General features: G+C 61.4%; 22 protein-coding genes. 11 read left to right on the top strand and 11 right to left on the bottom strand.

Going from position 1 to position 24,382, the window contains the following annotated elements:
• Positions 1 to 5: 5 nt before the first annotated feature.
• The 3 genes from otnI to G9X68_RS29100 all read left to right on the top strand — a co-directional run bounded on the left by otnI (position 6) and on the right by G9X68_RS29100 (position 3,883).
• Positions 6 to 800, top strand: a complete 795-nt coding sequence (otnI, locus tag G9X68_RS29110) for a 2-oxo-tetronate isomerase (protein WP_171605343.1) — start codon at positions 6 to 8, stop codon at positions 798 to 800.
• Complete coding sequence (locus G9X68_RS29105) at positions 761 to 1,672, top strand: 2-hydroxy-3-oxopropionate reductase (protein ID WP_244956267.1); 912 nt, start codon at positions 761 to 763, stop codon at positions 1,670 to 1,672. The genes otnI and G9X68_RS29105 overlap by 40 nt, the downstream gene beginning before the upstream one ends.
• A gap of 108 nt (positions 1,673 to 1,780) precedes the next feature.
• Positions 1,781 to 3,883 carry a beta-galactosidase gene (locus G9X68_RS29100; RefSeq protein WP_171605341.1) on the top strand — a complete coding sequence of 701 codons (2,103 nt, stop codon included), beginning with the start codon at positions 1,781 to 1,783 and terminating at the stop codon, positions 3,881 to 3,883.
• A gap of 4 nt (positions 3,884 to 3,887) precedes the next feature.
• Here G9X68_RS29100 and G9X68_RS29095 read toward each other — a convergent pair whose 3' ends face one another.
• Positions 3,888 to 4,430 (bottom strand): carboxymuconolactone decarboxylase family protein, encoded by a 543-nt coding sequence (locus G9X68_RS29095; protein WP_171605340.1) that lies wholly within the window; start codon positions 4,428 to 4,430, stop codon positions 3,888 to 3,890.
• Between the two features lie 90 nt (positions 4,431 to 4,520).
• Between G9X68_RS29095 and G9X68_RS29090 the strand changes: the two genes are divergently transcribed.
• Entirely contained in the window at positions 4,521 to 4,994 is a 474-nt protein-coding gene (locus G9X68_RS29090; protein WP_171605339.1) for a cupin domain-containing protein, read from the top strand.
• Between the two features lie 13 nt (positions 4,995 to 5,007).
• Here the strand turns inward: G9X68_RS29090 and G9X68_RS29085 are convergent, their stop codons facing one another.
• From G9X68_RS29085 to G9X68_RS29065, 5 genes are all read right to left on the bottom strand, one after another.
• The gene (locus G9X68_RS29085) at positions 5,008 to 6,117 is read right to left on the bottom strand and encodes a sn-glycerol-3-phosphate import ATP-binding protein UgpC (RefSeq protein ID WP_171605338.1); all 1,110 of its coding nucleotides are present in this window, start codon (positions 6,115 to 6,117) and stop codon (positions 5,008 to 5,010) included.
• 13 nt (positions 6,118 to 6,130) lie between these two features.
• Positions 6,131 to 7,045: an ABC transporter permease subunit gene (locus G9X68_RS29080; protein WP_129421460.1), complete on the bottom strand. Its 915-nt coding sequence runs from the start codon at positions 7,043 to 7,045 to the stop codon at positions 6,131 to 6,133.
• Between the two features lie 10 nt (positions 7,046 to 7,055).
• A complete protein-coding gene (locus G9X68_RS29075) occupies positions 7,056 to 7,940 on the bottom strand; it encodes a carbohydrate ABC transporter permease (RefSeq protein ID WP_027663811.1) in 885 nt (294 codons plus the stop codon).
• Positions 7,941 to 8,066: 126 nt separating this feature from the next.
• On the bottom strand, positions 8,067 to 9,422 hold the full coding sequence (locus tag G9X68_RS29070) for an extracellular solute-binding protein (RefSeq protein ID WP_171605337.1): 1,356 nt from the start codon (positions 9,420 to 9,422) through the stop codon (positions 8,067 to 8,069).
• A gap of 358 nt (positions 9,423 to 9,780) precedes the next feature.
• A complete protein-coding gene (locus tag G9X68_RS29065) occupies positions 9,781 to 10,992 on the bottom strand; it encodes an ROK family transcriptional regulator (protein WP_171605336.1) in 1,212 nt (403 codons plus the stop codon).
• A 224-nt stretch (positions 10,993 to 11,216) separates the two neighbouring features.
• On the opposite strand from G9X68_RS29065, the gene G9X68_RS29060 reads away from it, so the two are divergent.
• The 6 genes from G9X68_RS29060 to G9X68_RS29035 all read left to right on the top strand — a co-directional run bounded on the left by G9X68_RS29060 (position 11,217) and on the right by G9X68_RS29035 (position 17,277).
• Complete coding sequence (locus G9X68_RS29060) at positions 11,217 to 12,455, top strand: extracellular solute-binding protein (protein WP_171605335.1); 1,239 nt, start codon at positions 11,217 to 11,219, stop codon at positions 12,453 to 12,455.
• A gap of 73 nt (positions 12,456 to 12,528) precedes the next feature.
• Positions 12,529 to 13,413 (top strand): carbohydrate ABC transporter permease, encoded by an 885-nt coding sequence (locus tag G9X68_RS29055; RefSeq protein WP_171605334.1) that lies wholly within the window; start codon positions 12,529 to 12,531, stop codon positions 13,411 to 13,413.
• Positions 13,413 to 14,258, top strand: coding sequence for a carbohydrate ABC transporter permease (locus G9X68_RS29050; RefSeq protein ID WP_171605333.1), 846 nt, complete (start codon positions 13,413 to 13,415; stop codon positions 14,256 to 14,258). The genes G9X68_RS29055 and G9X68_RS29050 overlap by 1 nt, the downstream gene beginning before the upstream one ends.
• The gene (locus G9X68_RS29045) at positions 14,255 to 15,277 is read left to right on the top strand and encodes an SIS domain-containing protein (RefSeq protein WP_171605332.1); all 1,023 of its coding nucleotides are present in this window, start codon (positions 14,255 to 14,257) and stop codon (positions 15,275 to 15,277) included. Before G9X68_RS29050 ends, G9X68_RS29045 begins: the two co-directional genes overlap by 4 nt.
• Positions 15,278 to 16,207, top strand: coding sequence for a PfkB family carbohydrate kinase (locus G9X68_RS29040; RefSeq protein WP_171605331.1), 930 nt, complete (start codon positions 15,278 to 15,280; stop codon positions 16,205 to 16,207).
• The gene (locus tag G9X68_RS29035) at positions 16,204 to 17,277 is read left to right on the top strand and encodes an ABC transporter ATP-binding protein (RefSeq protein ID WP_171605330.1); all 1,074 of its coding nucleotides are present in this window, start codon (positions 16,204 to 16,206) and stop codon (positions 17,275 to 17,277) included. Before G9X68_RS29040 ends, G9X68_RS29035 begins: the two co-directional genes overlap by 4 nt.
• 132 nt (positions 17,278 to 17,409) lie before the next feature.
• On the opposite strand, the gene G9X68_RS29030 is transcribed toward G9X68_RS29035, so the two are convergent.
• The 5 genes from G9X68_RS29030 to G9X68_RS29010 form a co-directional block, all read right to left on the bottom strand.
• Positions 17,410 to 18,237: a glycoside hydrolase family 16 protein gene (locus G9X68_RS29030; RefSeq protein WP_171605329.1), complete on the bottom strand. Its 828-nt coding sequence runs from the start codon at positions 18,235 to 18,237 to the stop codon at positions 17,410 to 17,412.
• A 50-nt stretch (positions 18,238 to 18,287) separates the two neighbouring features.
• Positions 18,288 to 19,769: a lipopolysaccharide biosynthesis protein gene (locus G9X68_RS29025; protein ID WP_168311728.1), complete on the bottom strand. Its 1,482-nt coding sequence runs from the start codon at positions 19,767 to 19,769 to the stop codon at positions 18,288 to 18,290.
• An 80-nt stretch (positions 19,770 to 19,849) separates the two neighbouring features.
• Complete coding sequence (locus G9X68_RS29020; protein WP_171605328.1) at positions 19,850 to 21,094, bottom strand: glycosyltransferase family 4 protein; 1,245 nt, start codon at positions 21,092 to 21,094, stop codon at positions 19,850 to 19,852.
• Positions 21,091 to 22,440: a glycosyltransferase gene (locus tag G9X68_RS29015; RefSeq protein ID WP_171605327.1), complete on the bottom strand. Its 1,350-nt coding sequence runs from the start codon at positions 22,438 to 22,440 to the stop codon at positions 21,091 to 21,093. Before G9X68_RS29015 ends, G9X68_RS29020 begins: the two co-directional genes overlap by 4 nt.
• Positions 22,437 to 23,174 (bottom strand): Crp/Fnr family transcriptional regulator, encoded by a 738-nt coding sequence (locus G9X68_RS29010; RefSeq protein ID WP_171605326.1) that lies wholly within the window; start codon positions 23,172 to 23,174, stop codon positions 22,437 to 22,439. Before G9X68_RS29010 ends, G9X68_RS29015 begins: the two co-directional genes overlap by 4 nt.
• A gap of 469 nt (positions 23,175 to 23,643) precedes the next feature.
• On the opposite strand from G9X68_RS29010, the gene G9X68_RS29005 reads away from it, so the two are divergent.
• On the top strand, positions 23,644 to 24,345 hold the full coding sequence (locus G9X68_RS29005; protein ID WP_171605325.1) for a sugar transferase: 702 nt from the start codon (positions 23,644 to 23,646) through the stop codon (positions 24,343 to 24,345).
• The last annotated feature ends 37 nt before the right edge of the window (positions 24,346 to 24,382 follow it).

Here is a 24,382-nt window from a genome sequence, read left to right as displayed (position 1 = left end):
ATCCCGTGCCGAAATTTTCCGCCAACCTTTCCTTCCTCTACCAGGACCTGCCCTTTCTCGACCGCTTCACGGCAGCCGCAAAGGACGGCTTCGGCGCCCTCGAATATCTCGGCCCCTATGCCGAACCGAAGGAGAAGGTCGCCGAGGCGCTGAAGGCGAGCGGCCTGAAACAGGCGCTCTTCAACGTGCCGTCCGGCGACTGGGCCGGCGGCGAGCGCGGCATTGCCTGCCTGCCGGACCGCGTAGAGGAGTTCCGCAACGGGGTCGCGCAGGCGCTCGATTATGCCAAGGCGCTCCATTGTCGGCAGGTGAATGTCATTTCCGGCCTCGTGCCTGGAGGTGCCAACCTGGAGACGCTGGAAAATGTGCTGGTCGACAATCTGAAATATGCAGCAAAGCGCTGCGCCGACGCCGGCGTCAGGCTTTTGATCGAGCCGATCAATCTGCGCGATATTCCAGGTTTCTTCCTGTCGACGACCGCTCATGCCGAGCGCATTCTCGACCGGGTCGGCTCCGACAATCTCTATATCCAGTATGATTTCTACCACATGCAGATCATGCAGGGCGACCTGATCCCGACCTTCACAAGGCTGAAGGAGAAGATCGCCCATGTGCAGATCGCCGACAATCCCGGCCGGGGCGAACCTGGCACCGGCGAGATCAACTACGGCTTCATCCTCTCCGAACTCGACCGTCTCGGCTACGACGGCTGGGTCGGCTGCGAATACAAGCCGACATCCGGCACCAGCGAGGGCCTTGGCTGGATGAAACCCTATCTGAAGTCAGCGAGAGCAGCATGAACATTGGATTTATCGGACTGGGCGTCATGGGCCGCCCGATGGCGGAACACCTGATCGACGCCGGCCACACGCTGCATCTGAACCGCGTCAAGGAAGCCTCGCAGCATCTTGTCGACAAGGGCGGCAAAGCTGCCGCCAGCGCCAGGACGGTGGCGCAAGCCTCCGACATCGTCATCCTGATGCTACCGGATACACCAGACGTCGAGGCGGTTCTCTTCGGTGAAGACGGCGTCGCCTCCGGCCTTTCCCAGGGCAAGCTCGTCATCGACATGAGCTCGATCTCGCCGGTGGCGACGAAGACCTTCGCCAAGCGCATCGAGGCGCTCGGTTGCGATTATCTCGATGCTCCCGTTTCCGGTGGTGAGGTCGGCGCCAAGGCAGCCTCGCTGACGATCATGGTCGGCGGCAAGGAGCAGATTTTCGAACGCGCCAGGTCGCTTTTCGAAAAGATGGGCAAGAACATCACCCATGTCGGCGGTAGCGGCGACGGCCAGACGGCGAAAGTCGCCAACCAGATTATCGTCGGTCTGACGATCGAGGCGGTTGCCGAAGCGCTGCTCTTTGCCAGGAAGGCCGGTGCTGATCCGGCCAAGGTGCGCTCTGCGCTGATGGGCGGCTTTGCCGCTTCGCGCATCCTCGAAGTGCATGGCGAGCGGATGGTCAAGGAGACCTTCGAGCCCGGCTTCCGCATCCGCCTGCACCGCAAAGACATGACGCTTGCCGTCGATGCCGCCCGCGCGCTCGATCTGTCGTTGCCGAACACGGCCGCCACGCAACAACTGATGAATGCCGCGATCGCCAATGGCGACGGCGAACGCGACCATTCCGCCATCATCCGCACCCTGGAACTCCTCGCCGGAGGACCCCGCTAGATCAACGCTTTTTAGAATAGCCGGACGACATCTTCGATTGCCGACTGCCGGATCCTTCTTTCCGGACGGCGAAGCCATGTCCGGACATCGATAGAGAAGGACAGGACAATGCTCAACAAAGATATCCAACTGCCCTACGGCGCCGTCTATTTCCGCAAGTCGAATCCGCCCCGCGAGGATTGGGAGCGCGACTACGTGACCGCTGGGCAAGACGGCCTCAACATCTTCCGCCACTGGTTCATGTGGAGCGCGATCGAAACCGCCCCCGGCGTCTACGACTGGGAGGAATATGACCGTCAGATGGACCTTGCCGCCGCAAACGGCATCAAGACCGTTATCGCCGAGTTGATCCATGCCGTGCCCGACTGGGCGGTGCGCAAATACGCTCATGCATTGCAGGTCAATGCCGACGGCACCAAACTCGGCTCCTATATGGGCGTGTCGTCGGCAACCGGCGGCTTTTCCAACAATGGTGGCGGCGCCGGCGCCCTGACGCTGAACTGCCCCGAAGTGAAGGAAGCAGCGGGGAAGTTCCTGATCGCGCTCGCCACCCGCTACAAGGATCATCCGGCGATCTATGGCTACGACGTCTGGAACGAGTGCAACTATTCCGCCGATGTCGATTACAGCCCTTATGCCAAGGCCGCCTTTCGCAAATGGCTGGAAGAGAAATACGGCAGCCTGAAGGTCCTGGCCAAGGCCTGGTACCGCTACAGCTATGCCGAATGGGAGGATATCGAGCCGCCGGTGCATATGGCACCCTATCCCGAATGCATCGACTGGCTGCAGTTCAAACGCGACAATTTCTATGACCAGATGCAATGGCGCATCGACACGATCCGCGCCGTCGACCAGAAGAACACCATCGTTGCCCACGGCATATCCGGCGCAATTCCCAACATGGCGGCCAACGGCTGCGACGACTGGCTCGCCGCCTCCAAGGTCGAGGTTTACGGCTTCACCTGGATCCAGGCCCGCAAGGGGTCGGAAGCCTGGAAGAACTGGTACGGCGTCGACATCAACCGCGCCGCCGCCCGCGGCAAGCCCTTCTGGCATGCCGAACGCCAGGGCGGCCCGCTCTGGCTGCAGCCGCAGGTGATCGGCCGCGACAAGGAAGATGGCCGCGTCGCCGAGCCCGAGGATATCCGTCTCTGGAGCATGACCTCACTTGCCGGCGGCGCCCGCGGCGTGATCAATCTGCGCTGGCGCCCGCTGCTCGATGGTCCACTCTTCGGCGCCTTCGGCTCCTACGGCATGGACGGCTCGCGCACGCCGCGCTCCGACATGGCAAGCGCCATGGCGAAATGGGCCAACGACACGGCACAGTCTCCCCTCTGGGAGGCAAAGCCGGTGCGCGGCGAAGTCGGCATCCTCGTCGTTCGCGAAACTCAGGAATTCGATTACCTCCTGAACCACGACCGCAAGGAGAAACCCTATCCCGAAGCCATGTGGGGGGCCTATCGGGCCTTCCTCGAAAATGGCGTGCAGCCTGACTGGGTGCATATCGACGATATCGCAGCCTATGATTTCCTTTATTTCCCCTATCCGATCATGTTCACATCAGAGCAGGCGAAATACCTGAAAGCCTGGGTCGAAAACGGCGGCACGCTGATTGCCGAGGCATGCCCCGGCTATTTCGGCGACCGTGGCCATGTCGGCACCGTGCAGCCGAACATGGGCCTCGACGAGGTCTTCGGCGCGCGCGAGGAGGAAGTCGAATTCATGCCCGATATCGGCGACCGCATCCATTTCGCTCTCGACGGCGCGGCGGTCGACGGTGGCGGCTTCCTCCAGTCTTATCGGCTGACCGGCGGAACGGGACGCGGCCACTTCACCGACGGTCGTCTTGCCGTGGTCGAAAACGCCTATGGCAAGGGCCGCACGCTGCTGATCGGCACCAACCCCTCCGTTGCCTATTACCGCGCACAGGGGAAGGCGAACGGCGCTTTCTTCGCTGAGCTATTGAGATGGAGCGGGAAGAAGCGTCACGTAACGTTGTCGAATGCCGCCCTCTTCGCCCGTATCCACAAGGGAGAAAATGGCAGCTTCCTCTGGCTCGTCAATCCGACGAGAACGGCGCAGAAGACCGAGGTGACGCTATCCGAAGGAGCGCTTGCGCAAAGCCAGGCAGTCTGGCCGATCGACCATATCGGCAATAGTGGCATCGAGGTGCCGCCGCGCGATGTGCTGATCCTGCCGCTCGATAGCTGAAATTTCAGGATGCGGATGAACTGGCACCTTCGGCAAAGGCTTCAAGCTCGGGGTCGAAGTCGACCTCGACGACATTGTTGAAGACGGCGGTGGCCAGCATGATGCCGGCAAAGGCGACGAGATCGACGAGCACCTTGGTCTCGTAGCGATCTTTCAGCATTGCCCAGAGTTCGACGGGAACAGCGTTGGAATCGGCGGCGATCGCCCTGCCGAAGGCCTCGAGCAGCGCTTCCGTCTCGGAAAGCTCCAGCGCATCGGGATCGAAGCCCTTGTTGATCAGCGCCCGGCGAAAGAAGGTGATGGCGATCTTCGATTTCGCTGCCTTCGAGATGGCATGCGAGAAAATCCAGATCTCCCGGTCGCTGATGACGGGATCGAGCTCTGCCCGCAGCGTGAACCACTCGGCATAGATGCGATGGGAGACAGGCGAATGTAAGAGCGTGCGCTTCATGTTGGTCATGCGCCCACGCAGCCTGATTTCCTCGTCATGCGCCGCACGGATCTCTTCGGAAGCACTGTCGTAGTCGATCTGCGGGAGGTGGCTCATCGGGCGCTCTTTCAGATGCATGAAGGGAAATCCGCTTGGCCGCCATGCGGCTCCCGCCTAGACTGACCAAATCGAAGGCGGAGGCAAGACATGAGCGACGACCGCGAGCATCATCACGTCGATTGGCGCGAACTTGGCGTCAAGGTCATTCCCGGCAATTCGCTCGATCCGAACACTGCGCAGACACCAGGCATGAACCGCGCAACCGCGATTAACAACGCGCGCGCCGGCGCCGAGAAGATCTGGGCCGGCACGGTGACGATCCATCCCAACGCCAAGACCGGCGCCCATCACCATGGCGATCTCGAAAGCATCATCTACGTGGTCAAGGGCAAAGCCCGCATGCGCTGGGGCGAGCATCTGGAATACACCGCCGAAGCTGGCCCCGGCGACTTCATCTACGTTCCGCCCTATGTGCCGCATCAGGAGATCAACGCCAGCCGCGACGAAACGCTGGAATGCGTTCTCGTCCGCTCAGGCCAGGAGCCTGTCGTCGTCAATCTCGATATCGAGCCTGTGGAAAAGCCGGAAGACGTTCCCTGGATCGATCCGATCCATCGCTGACCCCTCACGCCCGTCAGGCGTGAACGGCGCCGGCGCCGGTCATGGCCGGCTTCTCTATGATCCGGCCGGTATCGGCGGCATAGAGGTGGATCTGGTCGTAATCGATCGCGATGCCGATCGGATCGCCCGACTTCACCTTCACGGCCTCAGTCAGCGCCACGGCAAAGGGCAGCCCATCGAAATCGGCGTGGACGACGCGGCTTGCGCCAAGCTCTTCGATGAAATCGGCCGTTGCGAAAAGGGCGCCCGGCGCATCCGGGGCCACCAATCTGGCGGCTTCGGCGCGCATGCCGAGCACGACGCGTTTGCCTTTCAGCGGCGCGGCGCGCTCCCGCGGCAGCGCGACCCTGCGGCTTTGATCGTAGACGAAGACACCCTCGTCATTGATCGTGCCTTCGAGCAGGTTCATCGCCGGCGTGCCGACGAAGCCCGCGACGAAGCGCGAGACCGGATGATGATAGACCTCTTCCGGCGTGCCGACCTGCTCCACCCTGCCGCCGTTCATCACCACCAGCCGGTCGGCCAGCGTCATCGCCTCGGTCTGGTCATGCGTGACGAAGATCGAAGTGGTGCCGAGACGGCGGTGCAGGCGGCGGATTTCGGCGCGCATGGCGATACGCAGCTTGGCGTCGAGGTTCGATAGCGGCTCGTCGAAGAGGAACACCTTCGGCTCGCGGATCATCGCGCGGCCCATGGCGACGCGCTGGCGCTGACCGCCGGAAAGAGCGGCGGGCCGGCGCTCGAGGAACGGTTCGAGGCTGAGCGCCCTGGCGACCTCCCCGATGCGCCGGCTCCGCTCTGCCTTCGAAACACCGGCCACCTTCAAGGCGTAGCCGATATTCTCGGCAACGCTCATATGCGGATAAAGCGCATAGTTCTGGAACACCATGGCACAGCCGCGCTCGCGCGGCTCCAGCTGGTTGACGACGCGGCCGTCGATGGAGATTTCACCGCCGCTGATCTCCTCGAGACCGGCGATCATGCGAAGCAGCGTGGACTTGCCGCAGCCGGACGGCCCGAGGATGACGATGAACTCGCCCGACAGGATGTCGAGATCGACGCCGTGAACGACGGGGGTCTTGCCGTAGTTTTTCTTCACGCCACGAATGGAGATCGGTGCCAAGGGGAGTACTCCTTCACTTCTCGGTGGAGATAAGGCCGCGTACGAACCAGCGCTGCATCAGAATGACGAGGATCAATGGCGGCGACATGATGATCAGGGTTCCGGCCATGGCGACGTTCCAGTCGGGCAGGCCGAATTCGGACGGGATGAGGGTCTTGAGCTGCGTCACGGCGATGCCGAAATTCGGATCGGTAGTGATCAGCAGCGGCCAGAGATACTGGTTCCAGGCCCAGACGAACATGATCGTGAAGAGTGCGATCATGTTCGGCCGCGAAAGCGGCAGCAGAATGTCCCAGAAGAACCGGACCGGACCCGATCCGTCCATCTTCGAGGCCTCGGCCAGCTCGTCGGGAACCGTCAGGTAGAACTGCCGGTAAAGGAAGGTGCCGGTCGCGGTCGCGACCAGCGGCAGAACGAGGCCGGGATAGGAATTCAGCAGGCCCCATTCGAGCTTGATCTGGATGCCGGTGATCTGTGCGACGAGCCAGCTTATGCCGGTGACATCGAGGATCGTCTGGAACGGCTGCAACGCGTTCGCCGCAATCGAATAGGTCGGTACGATACGGACTTCCAGCGGCAGCATCAGCGTGATGAAGATGATCCAGAAAATCACATAGCGGCCGCGGAAGCGGAAGTAGACGATCGAGAAGGCTGCCATGGAAGACAGCATGACCTTGCCGGCGCCGACGGTTGCGGCAAAGATGATGCTGTGGAACAGCTTGTTGCCGAGATCGGCGCGAACCCAGGCGGTCTCAGCGTTTTCCCAGAAATGCGAGCCCGGCATCAGCGGCAGCGGCACGCGATTGACCGTCTCCAGATCGAGGGTCGACGCGATGATGACGATGGCGAAAGGCAGAAGCGCGATCACCATGCCAAGCGCGAGAAGGCTATAGCAGATGAAGTTGAATATCGGCGTGCGTTCGATCATGTCCGCGACCTCACTTGTAGTGCACGCGCCGCTCGATGAAGCGGAACTGGAAGATTGTGAGAAGGACAACGAGCACCATCAGGATGATGGACTGCGCTGCAGCGCCCGAATAATCGAGACCCCTGAAGCCGTCGAAATAGATCTTATAGACCATGAGCTCGGTGGCGCGCGCCGGGCCGCCCTGCGTCATGACGTCGACGATACCGAAGGAATCCTGGAAGCTCTCGGTGATGTTGATGACGAGCAGGAAGAACAGCGTCGGCGTCAGCAGCGGCAGCTGGATATCCCAGATCCGGCGCATCGGCCCCGAGCCATCCATGGCGGCGGCCTCGATCAGCGAGCGCGGAATGCCTTGCAGCGCCGAGAGGAAGAAGATGAAGTTATAGCCGATATATTTCCAGGAAAAGGCGACAACGACCGCGATCATCGCATCTTTGCCGTCGAGCGCGGGGTTCCAAAGGCCGGGCCAGACGTGGTTGATGACCGACAGAAGGCCGGCCTCCGGTGCCAGGATGAAGCGGAAGGCGAGGCCGAGAGCGGGAGCGGCAATCGCGTAAGGCCAGATGAAGACCGACCGATAGACCTTGTGACCACGCAGTTCACGATCCGTCAAAAGCGCCAGGATCAGCGCCAGCCCCATGGCAATGGCGGTCGAGCTGAAGCCGAAGATCATGCTGCGGGTGATCGAGTCCCAATAGATCGGATCGGTGAGCAACTGTCTGAAATTGTCGAAACCAACCCAGGCATTGCCGCCGCCCCATGGCTGCTCGAGCGTGAACGCCCAATAGAGCGCCTGCGCGCTCGGCCAATAGAAGAAGACGAAGATCAGCAACAGCATCGGAAATGCGAAGAGCAGCCCGATTGTCGTTGAGGAGAAAGTGACGCGCTTTTCCATGGGTGGTCGTTTTCGGCCTGATGTGGTTAGGCGCGGGCGGCGAGTTCGCAGCCGCGACAAATGAGAGACTTACAAAGACGCACCCGGCGCGCAAAACGCGGGCCGGGTGCGTCTCATATCAACCGATCAGGGGAGCTGAACGTTCTTGTAGGTTTGCTGGAAGCGACGCAGCAGCGTATTGCCGCGTTCGGCAGCGCTGTCGAGCGAAGCCTGGACATCGGCATTGTTGACGAAGATTGCCTGCAGACCATTGGCGATTTCGGTGCGGACCTGCAGCAGGCCACCGAGACGGATGCCCTGCGGAGCAGCATCGCCAGCAGGCGATGCGGTCAGGCTCTGAATGGCGAGTTCGCGGCCGGCGTAAGGCGCCTTGTCGTAAAAGCCCTGCTTCTTCAGATATTCGAAGCCGGAGTTACGAACCGGAATGTAGCCGGTAACGGTCGACCAGGTCAGCGCTTCTTCCGGCTTGGCAATGAAGTTGAAGAAGGCAGCGGCAGCCTTGTATTCAGCGTCGGAATGACCCTTCAGAACCCAGAGCGAAGCGCCGCCGACATAAGAACTGTGCCGGGTCGCATCGCCGTAGGTCGGGAGCATGGCAACGTCCCAGTTCATGCCTTGTTTGGCGGTGCGGCCAACGTTGCCGTGGTCGCCGACCGAGGTCAGGATGACCTGGCAATCGCCAGCGGCAAAGGCTTCGACGAAGGTCTGACCGACAGCCTTGTTCTTGATGACGGCCAGCTTGCTGTCGTACCAGGACTTGAGGTCCTTGACGTAGCTGACGAGAAGCGGGTTCTTGTTGAACACCAGCTCGGCGTCGAGACCTTCAAAGCCGTTCTTCTTCGTGGCGATCGCTTCGCCGTTCACGGCTTCGAACTGCTCGATGTACTGCCAGACTTCGTTGTTGGAGATGTCAAAGCCGAGCGGGCAAGCATAGCCTGCATCCTTCAGAGCCTTGAGGTCCTCGCCTGCTTCTTTCCAGGTCGCCGGAGCATGATCCTTGCCAATCTTGGCGAAGGCGTCCTTGTTCCAGTAGAGAAGAGCGGTCGAGGAGTTGAAGGGGAAGGAGTACATCTCGCCCTTCGATGTCGCGTAGTAGCCGGAGATACCGGAGAAGTAGTCCTTCCAGTCGACATTGTAGCCCATGTCGGTCATCAGCTTGTTGGCCGGGTAGTAGGCGCCGGAGAGCATGATGTCGAGGGTGCCGGCGTCGGAGACCTGGGCGATGGTCGGCTGCTTGCCGGCGCGGAAGGCAGCAATGGTGTTCTGCAGGGACGCGTCGTAGCTGCCCTGGCTGGTACAGACGACTTCGTAGTCGGCCTGCGACTGGTTGAAGCGATCGCACTGCTCCTGGACACGCTTGGCGATGTCACCGGAATTGCCGAACCAGAAGTCAATCTTGGTCTTATCGGCGGCGGCAGCGGGACCAGCAAGAAACGCTGTAGCGAGAAGGGCGCCAACGGCGCCGAGAAGCTTGGCTTGCATGAGAACCTCGAACGTAAAAGGGACGCGCACTTTCAGCGCACGCCCTATTAGCTGGTTCAAATTGCCACGGCCAATGAATATTACATGACATGAAACAACCAAAATACAGATGTCATAAAACCTTCACGTAGCCGTTATTCGCAAATCCCGGAGAAATATTTAGAGAATTTTCTAAATTTGCTTCAGCATATTGTCAATAAATTACAGCTATATTCGAAACAATGGAATTTTAGAGCATATTTAATATTTATCTATATTATGACAGAGCGCCTTTATTCGGCTGCTCCGGCCCAACGAAACTTGTAAAAACACCCGCGTTTTTGCCATTGCACTGCTGTGCAACCCCAGGGTTCAGGCCTCAGGATTGAAGGGAATCCTTCAGGATCGCCGCAAAACGCGGATCGAATGCACGGCTGATCGGTCCCGCGGCAGCCCCGAGCGCCACAGACCAGGGATCGGCCATGCCGGGCTGCAGGCGCGGCAGCGTCCGGCCACGACGTTCAGCGATCGAAGGCAGCAACGGGCCGATTGCCGCAATCAACCTGTGCACCAGCGCTTCCGGCGCGCTGCCGCAGAGGATCACCGTCTGCGGATCGAACAGCGTCTCGATGAGATGGATGCTCCAGCGCAGGTCCACTGCCGCTGCTTCGACCCAGGCGTCGATGCTTTGATCGCCCCTCAAGGCAAGGTCATTGATCCGTGCATAAAGGCCGGGCTCGGCGGGATCGACCGACAGATGCTGATAGAGCGAGGCGAGCGAGGCGCGATGTTCGAGCGGCGTCGATTTGCCGTCGGCAAACAGCAGCGCCATGCCGATCTCGCCGGCATTGCCGTTGGTGCCGCGGTAGAGCTCACCGTTCAGAATGAGGCCGGCGCCGATGCCATAGCCGACGAAGAGGCAGACGGCGTGGTCGAGGCCGTGGGCAGCTCCCACCATGCGCTCGGCGGTCGCCGCCGCCGCCGCATCGTTCTGCAGGCCGACATCGAGCCCGGTGCCGGCGGTCAGCGTTTCCAACAACGGAAATTTCTGCCAGGCCTCCATCATCCAAGGATCGTCGCCGCTGCCAGCGACCCCGAAGGGCCCTGGCATGGCGGCGCCGAGGCCGACCAGCCGCTTTTCCGATTGCTCAACGATCCCGGCAAGCTTTGAGCGTATGCCGGCGACGAGATCGAGGATGACCTTCGTCCCGTCCGACGGACCTCCGGGCGGCAGACCGGCCTCATCACGCACGAGAACTCTGCCGACGAGATTAACGGCGACCGCCCGCGTCACATGCCGGTCGATCTGCAGGCCGATCGCAAAGGCGCCTTCGGGCACTAGGCCGTAGGGCGTCGAGGGCTGGCCCCTGCCCCTCCTCACCGCCTCTTGCGAACTGACGAGACCGTCGCGCTCGAGTTCCTCGATGATATTGGACACCGTCTGCTTGGTCAGCCGCGTCGCCCGTGCCAGATCGGCGCGTGAAAGCGCACCGTTGATCCTCAGGGCGTCGATCATCACGCGCCGGTTATGCGCGCTGGTGCCTTCGTGATTGGTGCCGCTCTTGGCCCGGATCGGGCGGCTGTCATTCATGTGCAATTCCCTCTTGACTCCAATAGAATGTTGAAGAAGTAATAAGTCAAGACACTTGACTTAATGAGGAACCGGAGAGTTCCAGGGAACGCAGGAGGCGGGCACCGGCTCCGACGACGCTCCGAGACGACGAACCGGCACGCTTTCCACGCGTGCCTTCTCGAACACCGATGGCGGAGGGCCGCCCTCGGCAATGCGTAAATGTCAAAAAACTGGAGGCTGCAATGCTGAAATCCTTTAACAAGACGCTTCTGGGTGCGGCCTTGATCGGCGTGTCCCTTGCGCCGCACGCTTTCGCCGAAACGACGCTGAACGCGCTTTTCATGGCGCAGGCCGCCTATAGCGAGGCCGATGTGCGCGCCATGACCGACGCCTTCGCCAAGGCGAACCCCGATATCAAGGTCAATCTCGAATTCGTTCCCTATGAAGGCCTGCACGACAAGACGGTGCTGGCGCAGGGTTCCGGCGGTGGTTACGACGTCGTCCTCTTCGACGTCATCTGGCCGGCCGAATACGCCACCAACAAGGTGCTGGTCGACGTCTCCTCGCGCGTCACCGACGAGATGAAGAAGGGCGTGCTGCCGGGTGCCTGGACCACCGTGCAATATAACGGCAAATATTACGGCATGCCGTGGATCCTCGACACCAAATATCTGTTCTATAACAAGGAAATCCTCGAAAAGGCCGGCATCAAGGCGCCGCCCAAGACCTGGGACGAACTGACCGAGCAGGCAAAGACGATCAAGGACAAGGGCCTTCTCGCCACGCCGATCGCCTGGAGCTGGTCGCAGGCCGAAGCCGCGATCTGCGACTACACCACGCTCGTCAGCGCCTATGGCGGCGATTTCCTGAAGGACGGCAAGCCGGCCTTCCAGACCGGCGGCGGCCTCGATGCGCTGAAATACATGGTCTCCAGCTATTCCTCGGGCCTCACCAATCCGAATTCCAAGGAATTCCTGGAAGAGGATGTCCGCAAGGTCTTTGAAAACGGCGATGCCGCCTTCGCGCTGAACTGGACCTACATGTACAACATGGCCAACAATCCGAAGGACAGCAAGGTCGCGGGCAAGGTCGGCGTCGTGCCGGCGCCGGGTATTGCCGGCAAGAGCGAGGCTTCGGCCGTCAATGGCTCGATGGGTCTCGGCATCACCTCGGCCAGCCAGCATCCCGAGGAGGCCTGGAAATACATTACCTTCATGACCTCGCAGGCGACGCAGAATGCCTATGCCAAGCTCAGCCTGCCGATCTGGGCCTCCTCCTATGAGGACCCTGATGTCACCAAGGGCCAGGAAGAGCTGATCTCGGCCGCCAAGATCGGCCTGGCTGCGATGTATCCGCGTCCGACGACGCCGAAATATCAGGAGCTCTCGACCGCGCTGCAGCAGGCGATCCAGGAATCGCTGCTCGGCCAGTCCTCTCCCGAGGACGCGCTGAAGTCCGCCGCCGACAATAGCGGCCTCTGATCAAGCACGAAGACCCGGGCGGCGTCTGCCGTCGCCCGGTCTCGAACACCTATAACGAAGAAGGGTCGCCTTGATGTCGGGCACTTGGCTGACAACCCGCGCGTGGCTTTTGATGCTGCCGCTTCTCGTGGTCATGATTTCAGTCATCGGCTGGCCTCTGATCGATACCGTCGGCCTCTCCTTCACCGATGCCAAGCTCGTCGGTGCTGAAGGAAACTTCGTCGGCATCGACAATTACACCAAGATGATCTCCGGCTCGAATTTCCAGCGCACGCTTATCACCACCGCATGGTTCGCGATCATCTCGGTCGCCGCCGAAATGGTAATCGGCGTTTTGGCAGCCCTGCTGCTGAACCAGCAGTTTCGCGGCCGCACCGCGCTTCGTGCCCTGATGATCCTGCCCTGGGCGCTGCCGACCGTCGTCAACGCCACGCTCTGGCGGCTGATCTACAATCCGGAATACGGCGCACTGAACGCCGCGCTGACCCAACTCGGCCTGCTGGAGGCCTACCGCTCCTGGCTCGGCGAACCAGGCACGGCGCTGGCGGCCCTCATCGTCGCCGATTGCTGGAAGAATTTCCCGCTTGTTGCGCTGATCGCGCTCGCCGCACTCCAGGCCGTGCCGCGCGACATCACCGCCGCCTCGCTGGTCGACGGCGCCGGCGCTTTCGCCCGCTTCCGCTTCGTCATCCTGCCCTATCTCGCCGGTCCATTGATGGTCGCCCTGGTGCTACGCACCATCGAGGCCTTCAAGGTGTTCGACATCATCTGGGTCATGACCCGCGGCGGCCCGGCCAACAGCACACGTACGCTGTCGATCCTGGTCTATCAGGAAGCCTTCTCCTTCCAGCGGGCAGGCTCCGGCGCCTCGCTGGCATTGATCGTCACGCTGCTGGTGACGCTGCTTGCTGCCGGCTACGCCGCTCTGGTGCGCAAGACGGCTGGGAGTGCGGCCTGATGGAACGCCAGAGCCCACTTTTTTCCGCCTTCATTCACCTCTGCGCGCTGCTGCTTGCCGCCGTCATCCTGGCGCCGATCCTGTGGCTGTTCATCATGAGCATCTCGCCGGCCGCCGACCTTGCGGCAAAGCCGCTGCGCTGGTGGCCGCAGACGGCAGATTTCTCGCGCTACGGCGTGCTGCTCTCGACGCTCGAAAACAGCGCCGGCGCCGCCTTCACCTCGTCGCTGCGCAACAGCATCGAAGTGGCGGGCATGACGACGATCGCCGCCATCGCGCTCGCCGTTCCGGCCGGCTGGGCTGTGTCGCGCACGCCTTCGGTCGGCTGGTCGCTGTCGATGGTGATCGCCACCTACATGCTTCCGCCGGTGGCGCTCGCGGTGCCCCTCTATATGGGGCTTTCCCATCTCGGCATGCTGAACAACGTCTTCGGCCTCGCGCTCGTCTATCTAACCATCCTTGCGCCCTTCACCACCTGGCTGATGAAGTCGGGTTTCGATTCCATCCCGCGCGAAATCGAATCCGCCGCAATGATCGACGGCGCCGGCCTGTTTCAGACGCTCAGGATCATCACGCTGCCGCTGGCCGCCCCCGTGGTGGCGACCTCCAGCCTCTTTGCCTTCCTGCTAGCCTGGGATGAATTCTTCTATGCGCTGCTCTTCACCTCGGACCAGCGCGCCAAGACGCTGACCGTCGCCATTGCCGATCTCGCCGGCGGCCGCGTTTCCGATTACGGACTGATCGCGACGGCAGGCGTGCTCGCCGCCCTGCCCCCGGTGCTGATCGGTCTCGTCATGCAACGCGCCCTGATTTCGGGGCTGACCAGCGGCGGCGTCAAGGGATGAACATGACAACAGAAAGACCCCGGCCGGCCGGACTTGCCGCGATCGATCGCGAAATGGCGCGCCAGCATGCCGATGCGATCGTCTCATACGAAGCTGCACAGCCGATGGCGGCGACGGCCGCCGCTTCGCTGAAAAAGACCGGCAGGCTGCTGCTCATCGGCATGGGCGGCTCGCATGCCGTCAACCGCGCCGTCGAGCCGCTCTACCGGGCCCTCGGCATCGATGCCGTCGCCTTACCGCTGTCCGAACAGCTCGGCCAGCCGCTGCCGATCGCCGGCAAGACGATCTTCGTCACCTCGCAATCGGGCGAAAGCGCCGAGGTCGTGCGTTGGTTCAACGAGACCGGCGGCACGGAGGAGACTTTTGGCCTGACACTCGAAGGCAATTCCTTCCTCGCAAAAACCGCTCCGTCGCTGGTGGGCAGCGGCGGCACCGAGCTCGCCTTCGCCGCGACCCGCAGCCTGACGGTTACTTTCGCCCTGCATCTGGCGATCCTTTCTGCCCTCGGCGAAGATCCTGACACCGCACTTGCCGCCCTCAAGGCACCGGAAGATCATGACATCGCCGCCGCGCTCTCGGCGCTCGAAAACGTCGCGACCATTGTCACGTCGGGCCGCCGGCTGCAGGGTATCGCCGAGGCGCTCGCGCTCGGATTGACCGAGCTGTCGCGCCGTCCCTGCTTCTCGCTCGAAGGCGGCCAGCTGCGCCACGGTCCGATGGAGATGCTGGGGCCGGAGATCGGCGTCGTGCTATTCCGCGGCTTGGACGAGACGGCTGGCCTGGTGACGGCAATGGCGACATCCGCGGTCGAGACCGGCGCCCCCGTCATCCTGTTCGACGCGTCCAGCGAAGCGCCGGTCGCCGGAGCGGTGACGATCCGCTCCGCCCCGGCCACCGGCCTTGCCGCGATCTTCGCCATGCTGCCGGTCGCCCAGCGGCTGATGATCGCCTTTGCCGATGCCCGCGTGGAGAATGCCGGAACGCCGGTTCGATCCACCAAAATCACCCGGAGCGAATGAATGCGGCCGCTTGCAGTCATCGGCAACGTCAATGTCGACCTGATCCTTGGCCCGGCCGCCCCCTGGCCGAAGGCCGGGACGGAAATCATCGTCGATCATGACGAGTTGCGCGTCGGCGGGGCCGCCGGCAACAGCGCGCTCGCCTGGCAAGCGCTCGGCGTCGAATTCGCAATCGCCGCCAATATCGGCAGTGATCAGTTCGGCCGCTGGCTGAGCGAAGCCTTCGGCCACCGTTCCGACAAGTGGCCGGTACGTCCTGAGAAAACGACACTCTCCGTCGGCATCACCCATCCGGACGGCGAGCGCACCTTCTTCACGACGAGGGGCCACCTGCCGCGTTTCAGCCTGGCAGACGTCTTCGCCGTCATCGAGGGCGCAAGACTGCAGGACGGCTACGCGCTTCTTTGCGGCTCGTTCCTGACCGACGATCTGACAGAAGAATACGGCAAGTTCTTCGACTGGGCCGACAGCCATGGCATCACCGTCGCGCTCGATACCGGCTGGCCGCTCGACGGCTGGACAGACGAGAATTGCGCAGCGACACGCGCCTGGCTCTCCCGCAGCGGTGTCGCGCTGCTGAACGAGGTCGAATCGACGACGCTTGCCGGCATCGCCGATCCGATCGAGGCCGCGCGTCACATCAGGTCGCATATGCCGGCGGGTGCGATCGTCGTCGTCAAACGCGGCCCGGACGGCGCTCTCGCGATCGGGCCGGACGGCAGCTCCGTTTCGGTGGCAGCGCCCGTTGTCGAAGTCGTCGATACGATCGGCGCCGGCGATGTCTTCAACGCCGCCTTTCTCGCCGCGCTCGCAAGCGGTGAGCCGCTGGTTTCCTGCCTGATGGCGGGAACCGAGGTTGCCTCGCGCGCCATCTCCACTCTTCCCCGCAACTATGGCGGCCCGACATCTCTTCAGGAGCCCTTGCGATGAGCGCGCTCGAAATTCAAAACATCCGCAAGACCTATAGCGACGTCGAGACGCTGAAAGGCATCGACATCTCGTTGGAAAGCGGCGAATTCCTGGTGCTGCTCGGCTCCTCCGGCTGCGGCAAGTCCACGCTGCTGAACATCATCGCCGGCCTTGCCGAGGCGACGAGCGGCGATGTCAGGATCGGCAGCCGCTCGGTGCTCGGCGTGCATCCGAAGGACCGCGACATCGCCATGGTCTTTCAATCCTACGCGCTCTATCCCAATCTGACTGTGCACCGGAACATCGGTTTCGGCCTGGAAATGCGCAAGGTGCCGGCGCGGGAGCGCGACAGGGCCGTACACGATGCCGCCAAGCTCCTGCAGATCGAAAACCTCCTCGACCGCAAGCCGAGCCAGCTTTCCGGCGGCCAGCGCCAACGGGTCGCGATCGGCCGAGCGCTGGTGCGCAAACCTGAGGTATTCCTCTTCGACGAGCCGCTCTCCAACCTTGACGCCAAGCTGCGCATGGAGATGCGTACCGAGATCAAGCGGCTGCATCAGATGCTGAAGACCACGGTCGTCTATGTCACCCATGACCAGATCGAGGCGATGACCCTTGCAAGCCGCATCGCCGTCATGCGCGACGGCCGCATCGAGCAGCTGGGCACGCCAGAGGAGATCTACAACCATCCGGCAACGCTCTATGTCGCGACCTTCGTCGGCGCGCCGCCGATGAACTTGCTGCAGGCGACGGTGCGCGACGATCGCCTGGCGCTTTCCGGCTCCAATGCGATCCTGCCCCTGCCCGCTCGCTTCCGCCAGACGGCCGGCGATGGCCGCGACCTTATCCTCGGGATCCGTCCCGAGGCGCTTCGCACGGACGGTGCCGGCCCGTCGATCGAGGGATGCCTTGAGGTCGCAGAGCTGACCGGCCCGGAACTCGTCGTCACCGCCCTTGCCGGAAATCAGCGGCTGATGGCCTGCCTGCCGCCACGCACACCGATCCGCGATAACGAAAAGCTCACCCTCTTTTTCGACGAGGAAGCAATGCATCTCTTCGACCCGGAAACCGGTCTCAGCTGCGGCCGCTAGAGTATGTCGCGGGAAAAGTGTGCAGGGGTTTTGCGACAACGACATGCGTAAAAACAAGGACCTAAAGCGCGAGGAGCGAATCTGAAAGATCGCGACGCGCTTTAGCGACGGAACGCTATCCCCGACAGTTGTTCAATTCGCCGCGTCAGTAGGCTTCCGCTGGTAGACGTGAATATAGTCGACGAGCAGAATGGAAGGATTCGGCGTTTCATCGATCGGCCAACCCGAGCCAAGTGCCAGGTTCACCAGCGGATAGAACGGCATGTGGAATTCCTTCGGCGTGTCGAAGCTCCAGATGAACTGACGGTCGAGGTAGAAGCTCGTCTTGTCGGCTTGGATATCGACGCCGTAGGTGTGATATTCGCTGTTCAGAATTCCGTCCTGGACGGTTTGCCAGTGGCCGCCGGTCGTGTTCTGGCCGCCTTGGCTCTGACGCCAGATATGAAAGCCCATGCTAAATTCGTAGGGCGCGCGCCCATAATATTCCAGGACGTCGATCTCGGCGGTGTATTTCGACCGGTCGAGCCCGATAAGCCAGAAGGCCGGCCAGACGCCCCTGCCCGGCGGCAGCTTCATCCGTGCTTCGAAATAACCGAATTGCTGCGAGAATCCTTCGCCTTTCGGGTTCACCGACGACAGCAGGCCTGAGCGCCAGGTTCCATCGGCCTCCTTGCGTGCTTCGATCTTCAGAATTCCCTGATCGGTGGTAAATGGAAAGCCGGGGGCCGGATCTGTGAAACGGGCGTCACCGAAATCGCCGTTCCAGGGCGTATGGGCGATCCAGCGGGAACTTCTCTCCCCCCAGGCCGAGACGTCGAGACTGTCGAAACTCTCCTCGAACGTAAGCTGGTAGGCATTGATATTGAGTGGTTCCTGAGCCACGCTGGGCTGGCCGGGCAACGCCCCCAGACCAAGAACGATTAGCAAACCCAGAGCCTTAGAAGATATCCCGTAACGCATTCTGCTCCTCCGAAAACGCCAAACCAATCGTTGGGCTGCACTTGTTTCGATCATGAGATGAGAACTCCGTTTCGTCGCGGCATGAGCCTTTGGACGACGATGGTCTCTATGCCGTCGGGCCTTCCGACAATTTGCCACACGAGCAGCGCGAAGGCCCAGAAGATCGCCACTGCCGCCCCGCCGCAAAGCGCCAGGCTGACGATCAGGTTGAGGCCGACAGGCATGGCGGCGAGCATCGGCTCCATCCACAGCAGGAAAGCGATCATCGGCAAGCTCGCGGCCAGCGGCCGGCAAAACGAATTCAGCTGCGCGGCAAAACTCGCGCCGATGAGCCGCCGCGTGATGACCAGCGATGCGCCATAGGCGACGAGGACTGCCACGATCCGTGCGCCGATCGCACCCGCTACCTGAAAATAGGCGATGCCCAGGATGGTGACTGGAGCCCTGACGGCGAACTCGACAAACATCCTGAGGGCGACATAACGGGTATTGTTCATGACCATGGCCAATGGCGGCATCATGTTCGTGGGAAGACCGAGTAGGCTGACAAGACACAGCCATTGCAGGATCGGCGCGGACGATGCCCATTTCTCGCCGACGAGGATCCGCACGGTCGGCTCGGCGAGAAGAGCAAGCGCGATGAGAATGGGCGCCGCGACGAAGGTGATCGCATTCGTCGCCTTTAAATAGGCGACGATCAAGTTGCGGCGGTCTTCGACAGTGGAGAATGCCGCCATCAGCGGGCGCAGCAACGGGCCGACGAAGGTCTGGTATGGAATACCCGCGATATTGTCGGCAACGCTGAAGGCGCCGAAGGTCGATAAGCCCGTAAAGCGCGGCAAAAGCAGTCGGTCCAGCTGCCAATTGATCGAATTCAGCACCTGCGAGACGGTATTCCAGCTGATCATGTCCTGAAAATGCTTCCATTCGGAGAGGCTGAATGTCGGTCGCATCGGCGCGAAGACATAGGACGTGATCATCGCCGCAGTCGGGCCGGCGACCGCTCCGATCGCCAGCCCCCAATAGCTGCCTGTTGCCACAGCTACACCTACCCCGAACAGCAATGTCGATCCCTTGGCGATAAGATCGAGCGCGAACTCGCGTTTGAAGTCGAACCGCTGCATGAAAAGAACCATGCGCGGACTGATCATGCTGCGCATGGCAGGCGCGATCGAGAGAACGGCGACAAGGGCGAAAAGCCGGGAATCGTCGTAGATCAGCGCCATCGGCCAGGAGATGATCATCATCAGCAGGCTGATGGCGAGCCCCCTCAGCAGGCTGAGGGTGAAGGCCGTGGCGAACATCTCGTTCGAAGGCGAAGGCTGGCGCATCAGGGCTTGCGTCAACGGCAGGTCCAGGATCGCCTCGACGATGACCAGCACCGAGGTCGCGATGGCGACCAGGCCGAAATCCGCAGGGCTCAAAAGCCTTGCCAGCACCAGAAGGCTGACGAAATCGAGCATCCGCGCCAGGAATTTTCCGCTGATGGTCCAGATGCTCGCCGTCGCCGTCCTCTGAGATACGCTTGACATGATCTGTTTATCTATTCCTCGTCGAGGGTTTGAGACGGTTTCGGTCGCAGCGGCAAGACAGGCAGCTCCGTTCCTTGCCCTCAGCCTGGCCGTCTTCTGAAGGCCTCGGCGGGTCGGTCGCCATGGGTGGTCAGTTGCTGCTCGATCAGGCTGGACAGACGGTCGCGGAACACGGCGGAAGAGAATTTCAGCGAGTGCGCGCGGATGGCATGCGGATCGATATTGTCCTCCACCTCTTCGAACGCCGCCATCGTTTCCAACAGAGCTTCCGTGGTCTGCTGCGCGAAGCGAAACCCGACCTGCGGCGAGGAAACGGTTTCCCTGGCGCCGCCGGCGTCGAAAGCCAGGACCGGCCGCCCTGATGCCATGGCTTCCACCGGCAGGATGCCGAAATCCTCCGTCCCCGGAAACAACAGGGCGCGGCATCGCGACAGGTGGTCGCGCAGAACGTTGAAGGGCTGATGGCCGAGAAACTGAACGGTCGGTCCGGCGATCGACTTCAGATAGGCCAATTGATCGCCCTCGCCGATCACGACCAGCTTCCTGCCGGCCTCGGTGCAGGCGCGAACGGCGATATCCGGCCGCTTGTAGGTGGTCAGCTGTCCTGCATAGAGATAGAACTCGCCCTTCCCCTTCCCCACAGCAAAATCGTCGGTCGCAACCGGCGGATGGATGACGATGGATTCTCGGTCGTAGAAGCGGCGGATGCGGCTTGCGACATAATCGGAATTGGCAACGAACACATCGACCCGCGAGGAGGTCGTCACGTCCCAGGCGCGCAGCATCGGCGCGGTGATCGACATCATTGCGCGACCCACCCAGGGCAGGCCATGGCGGTAGACATGGAACTGATCCCAGATGTAGCGCATCGGCGAATGGCAGTAGCAGATATGGAGGGCGTCGGCGCGCGTGATGATGCCCTTGGCGGGTCCGGATTCGCTCGACAGCACGAGATCGTAATCCTGCAGATCGAACTGCTCGAGCGCGAAGGGCATCAGCGGCAGCATCTTGGTATAATGCCGCTGCGCACCGGGGATCTTCTGCAGGAAGGATGTGCGGATGTTCCGCGTCTTCAGAAAATCGCTGATGCGATCCCGGTTGCAGACGAGGGTGAAAATGTCGGCCTGCGGAAACATGCGGCACAGCTCTTCGACGACCTTCTCGCCGCCACGCATCGAAACGAGCCAATAATGCACGATGGCGACACGAAGCTGCTTGGTATCGCTCACGCTTCCGGCCTCGGAGACACGTCTTTTCGCCATGACAGGCGCATCGCCGAGAAATGCCCTCGCGTCGGGAAGAGAGGTTGTTGCCTTAAGGGTCAACTCAATACTCCTTGTATCGCCACACCGTCTGTCAGCTCGGGAACCGCATTCTTCGAAATCAGGCTGTGGTATTCGGAAAGAAGCGCGTCGCGCCATTCCTCGTGTGTCGACGCAAGATCCGGCGACAGCCGGAAAGCCCGCTCGCTCATGGCGCGGACCTCGTGCCTCGGCATTTGGCTAAATCTCGTCAAAGTATCGGCAAAGGCGCTTTCGTCAGCCGTATCGCAGGCGATCGCCATGCCGGCTCTTTCCATTTCCTCGGCAAGAAAGGCGCTGCGCGACATGATGACCGGCAGCCCGCTCCTGGCCGCTTCGATAGCGACGAGGCCGAATGGCTCGGGATAGCGAGACGGCATCAACAATGCACGCGCCTTGCGGATGGTCGGGCCGATCTCCGCATGCGACTGCCAGCCGAGGGCCCTGACGTGATCTCCCGAAGCCGCAACCAGCGGCATCAGCGGCCCGTCCCCGATCACGCAGAGCCTGACGCCGGCTTTGCGCGTGGCGGCCACGGCGTCCTCTATGCCCTTCTCCTCGTCCAGCCGCCCGATGAAGACGAATTCGTCGTTGGCCTCCGCCTCGATGCGCTTGATGGAGAGCGGAGCGACGGGATTGCGGATCGTCGTCAGTCGCTCGGGCCGATATCCGGCGCCGACGAGGAAGCTTGCCATCTTCTCGTGCAGCAGGATGATGCGGCCGAAATCGGCCTGATCCTTCAGCCGCCGGAGGATATTGGAGCCGCGGGCAACCCGCCACAATTTGTGCGAATAACTTCTCTTGTCGCAGGCCGTCGCAATGCAGCCTCCGCCGAGCGGGCGTCGAAGGCAGACTTCCTGCGCCTGATAATCGAAAAAGGCGCCGTTGGGGCAGGCCGTGAAGAAATCATGCGCGTGCACCGCACATCGTCTGGCGACCGGCATCAACGCCCTGAAAATCGCCGGAGACAGGATCTGGTGCCAGCCATGCACATGGTAGACGGTGTTGGCGGTGTCGTTTGCGGCAATCCAGTTCGCGACCATACGGACGGCGGCGCCATTGTGAATGCCGGTCACGAAAGCCTTCGCACGCTCGGCACTGAGCAGATCGCGGCTGTTCAGCCCGACCATTACGACCCCGAGTGCAGCGAGCTCCGCATTGGCGGCGTCATCCCCGCAAATATAAGTCACAGGGATGTCGAGGCCCCGAAAAAGCTTGGCGGACAGCACCGCCAGCGCCGTCGCACCGCCTCTGGCCACCGAATAGTCGTCGATGATGACCACGCGATCGATCTTTGTCGTGCCGGGGCCGGGAAACCGGCCGACGCTTGCGGCGGATCGGAGGGCCTCGGGAAGCGACGGGCGCATCACTTCACCGAAACCGCGCCGTTGGCACAGGCCTCCAGCGCCTTGCGGTTGAGGATGCGAATCCTGCCCTGTCCCCCGTCGATGATCTTGCCTTCCCGCAGGCGCCGCAAGCATTGATTGACCTTCTCGCGGGACGCCGGCAGCGTCGCGGCCAGGTCATTTTGCGAGATGATCAGTTCGTCGCCGCTGTTTGCCGCATCTCTTCCATAAACAGCGGAAAGCCGCAGCAGCGTGCTGGCCAGCCTCGACTGCAGGCCCGACGCCGCATTCGCAATGATCCGGAATTCAAGCTCCGAAATACGCGCCAGCGCCCTGGAGAAGACCTTTTCGCGAAAGCAGGGATCGCTGGCGTACATGTCGCGCAGCAGCCGGCCTTCGAAGAAATGCAGTTCGCAGGCGGAACCGGCGCGGTATTCGAGACTCAACGTCTGCCTGCGCAGAACCTCGAGCTCGCCGATGAGGCCGGATTTCGGAATGATCTCGACAATGAATTCCCTGCCGTCGGGCAGCATCGTGCTTGCGCTGACCACCCCCGAATGGACGCGCGCGAACGTATCGACGAGGACGCCGGCCCCGGCGATGATCTCGCCGCGCCGGAAACGCCGGACGCTCGACCGGCAGGAAAGGAATTCGTCGTCGATGACGATGCGGCTGTTCAGATGAATGCCGCCGTTAGCCGATATCGCCGCCTTGCCGATGCCGGCCCTGCGATCTGATGCCTGTGTCGCCCCATCCATGCGCATAACTCCACTCGATAACCATAGGCAATGCTGCACTGCATCATTTATATTGTCTTAATATGAGAGTCAAATAACATCACGGAGGTATGACGTAAAGATAAAGTATATATTTAGCTTCAAAACAAAAATAGACACCATAAAAAGGAATCAAAATCTCAACGAAGCCAAAAAACCGCCACGCGACCGAAGATGGATGCCTATTAAAATGGCTTACTGAATAAAAAACGGCAACAATCGAAATGATGATATCAAAACTTATAAATAAGTTTCAGCAGATAATCAGCACGAATTAGATTAGATTGTCGTTTGAAATGAAAAGAAGGCCATCAAGGTGTAATCCGAATTCTCGAATGCCCGTTAGTAGCATAAAGAATTTGTTAAGGATTATGACCTTGGTAACAGACAACCAGAGTGCGGCGCAGCAAACTTTGAACGGTTCTTAATCGGAATGTTTTGGAGACCAGCGATGACATGGGAAGCACATAGTTTCGAGGCTTGGTCGCGTGTCGGACGGTCCGCAAAAGGCGACGATCTCCATTCGTCCCGGCCTCGTGCGGCAGGCAGATCGTCCAAGCGCGCGCTAGACCTTGTCATCGCAGTCACGGCCCTGATCCTGCTTTCCCCGCTTCTGTTGATCGTCGCAATGATCGTGAAGATGAGCGACCGCGGCCCGGTCTTCTATTCCCATACGCGCATCGGCGTCGGCGGAGCGCCGTTCGGATGCCTCAAGTTTCGCACGATGAAGACCAATGCGAGTGCTCAGCTTGCCGAATTGCTGCAAAACAATCCGGCTGCGCGAAGCGAATGGGAAGCGACTCGCAAGCTGAAGGACGATCCGAGAATCACGGCTGTCGGTGATATCCTCAGGCGGTCGAGCATCGACGAGCTCCCGCAGCTGATCAATATCGTGCGTGGCGACATGAGCCTTGTCGGCCCCCGGCCGGTCACGGCCGAGGAATTGCCGCGCTACGGCGAGCATATATGGGCCTACATGGCCGTCCGCCCCGGCCTGACCGGTCACTGGCAGACCAGCGGGCGCAATGATGTCAGCTACGAGTATCGGGTTTCCCTCGACGTTCACTATCTCAACAACTGGTCGCTCGGCCGGGACTTCATCATCATTGCCAAGACCATTCCCGCTCTGTTTTCGCAGCGTGGCTCGTATTGAGCATTCATGGGGAGAGCCGCCGATCATGCCTGGAATC

The organism is Rhizobium changzhiense, assembly GCF_013087625.1.
In the GTDB taxonomy this organism is placed as follows: Bacteria; Pseudomonadota; Alphaproteobacteria; order Rhizobiales; family Rhizobiaceae; genus Rhizobium; species Rhizobium sophorae.
Note: the sequence above shows the minus strand (reverse complement) of the source record. Positions and strands in the feature narration are given on the sequence as shown.

What these genes read in the sequence shown, in the direction of transcription:
- G9X68_RS29100 (WP_171605341.1), top strand. Translation starts at nt 1,781, where the DNA reads ATGCTCAACAAAGATATCCAACTGCCCTACGGCGCCGTCTATTTCCGC.
- G9X68_RS29095 (WP_171605340.1), bottom strand. Translation starts at nt 4,430, where the DNA reads ATGAGCCACCTCCCGCAGATCGACTACGACAGTGCTTCCGAAGAGATC.
- G9X68_RS29090 (WP_171605339.1), top strand. Translation starts at nt 4,521, where the DNA reads ATGAGCGACGACCGCGAGCATCATCACGTCGATTGGCGCGAACTTGGC.
- G9X68_RS29080 (WP_129421460.1), bottom strand. Translation starts at nt 7,045, where the DNA reads ATGATCGAACGCACGCCGATATTCAACTTCATCTGCTATAGCCTTCTC.
- G9X68_RS29075 (WP_027663811.1), bottom strand. Translation starts at nt 7,940, where the DNA reads ATGGAAAAGCGCGTCACTTTCTCCTCAACGACAATCGGGCTGCTCTTC.
- G9X68_RS29070 (WP_171605337.1), bottom strand. Translation starts at nt 9,422, where the DNA reads ATGCAAGCCAAGCTTCTCGGCGCCGTTGGCGCCCTTCTCGCTACAGCG.
- G9X68_RS29065 (WP_171605336.1), bottom strand. Translation starts at nt 10,992, where the DNA reads ATGAATGACAGCCGCCCGATCCGGGCCAAGAGCGGCACCAATCACGAA.
- G9X68_RS29060 (WP_171605335.1), top strand. Translation starts at nt 11,217, where the DNA reads ATGCTGAAATCCTTTAACAAGACGCTTCTGGGTGCGGCCTTGATCGGC.
- G9X68_RS29055 (WP_171605334.1), top strand. Translation starts at nt 12,529, where the DNA reads ATGTCGGGCACTTGGCTGACAACCCGCGCGTGGCTTTTGATGCTGCCG.
- G9X68_RS29050 (WP_171605333.1), top strand. Translation starts at nt 13,413, where the DNA reads ATGGAACGCCAGAGCCCACTTTTTTCCGCCTTCATTCACCTCTGCGCG.
- G9X68_RS29045 (WP_171605332.1), top strand. Translation starts at nt 14,255, where the DNA reads ATGAACATGACAACAGAAAGACCCCGGCCGGCCGGACTTGCCGCGATC.
- G9X68_RS29040 (WP_171605331.1), top strand. Translation starts at nt 15,278, where the DNA reads ATGCGGCCGCTTGCAGTCATCGGCAACGTCAATGTCGACCTGATCCTT.
- G9X68_RS29035 (WP_171605330.1), top strand. Translation starts at nt 16,204, where the DNA reads ATGAGCGCGCTCGAAATTCAAAACATCCGCAAGACCTATAGCGACGTC.
- G9X68_RS29030 (WP_171605329.1), bottom strand. Translation starts at nt 18,237, where the DNA reads ATGCGTTACGGGATATCTTCTAAGGCTCTGGGTTTGCTAATCGTTCTT.
- G9X68_RS29025 (WP_168311728.1), bottom strand. Translation starts at nt 19,769, where the DNA reads ATGTCAAGCGTATCTCAGAGGACGGCGACGGCGAGCATCTGGACCATC.
- G9X68_RS29010 (WP_171605326.1), bottom strand. Translation starts at nt 23,174, where the DNA reads ATGGATGGGGCGACACAGGCATCAGATCGCAGGGCCGGCATCGGCAAG.
- G9X68_RS29005 (WP_171605325.1), top strand. Translation starts at nt 23,644, where the DNA reads ATGACATGGGAAGCACATAGTTTCGAGGCTTGGTCGCGTGTCGGACGG.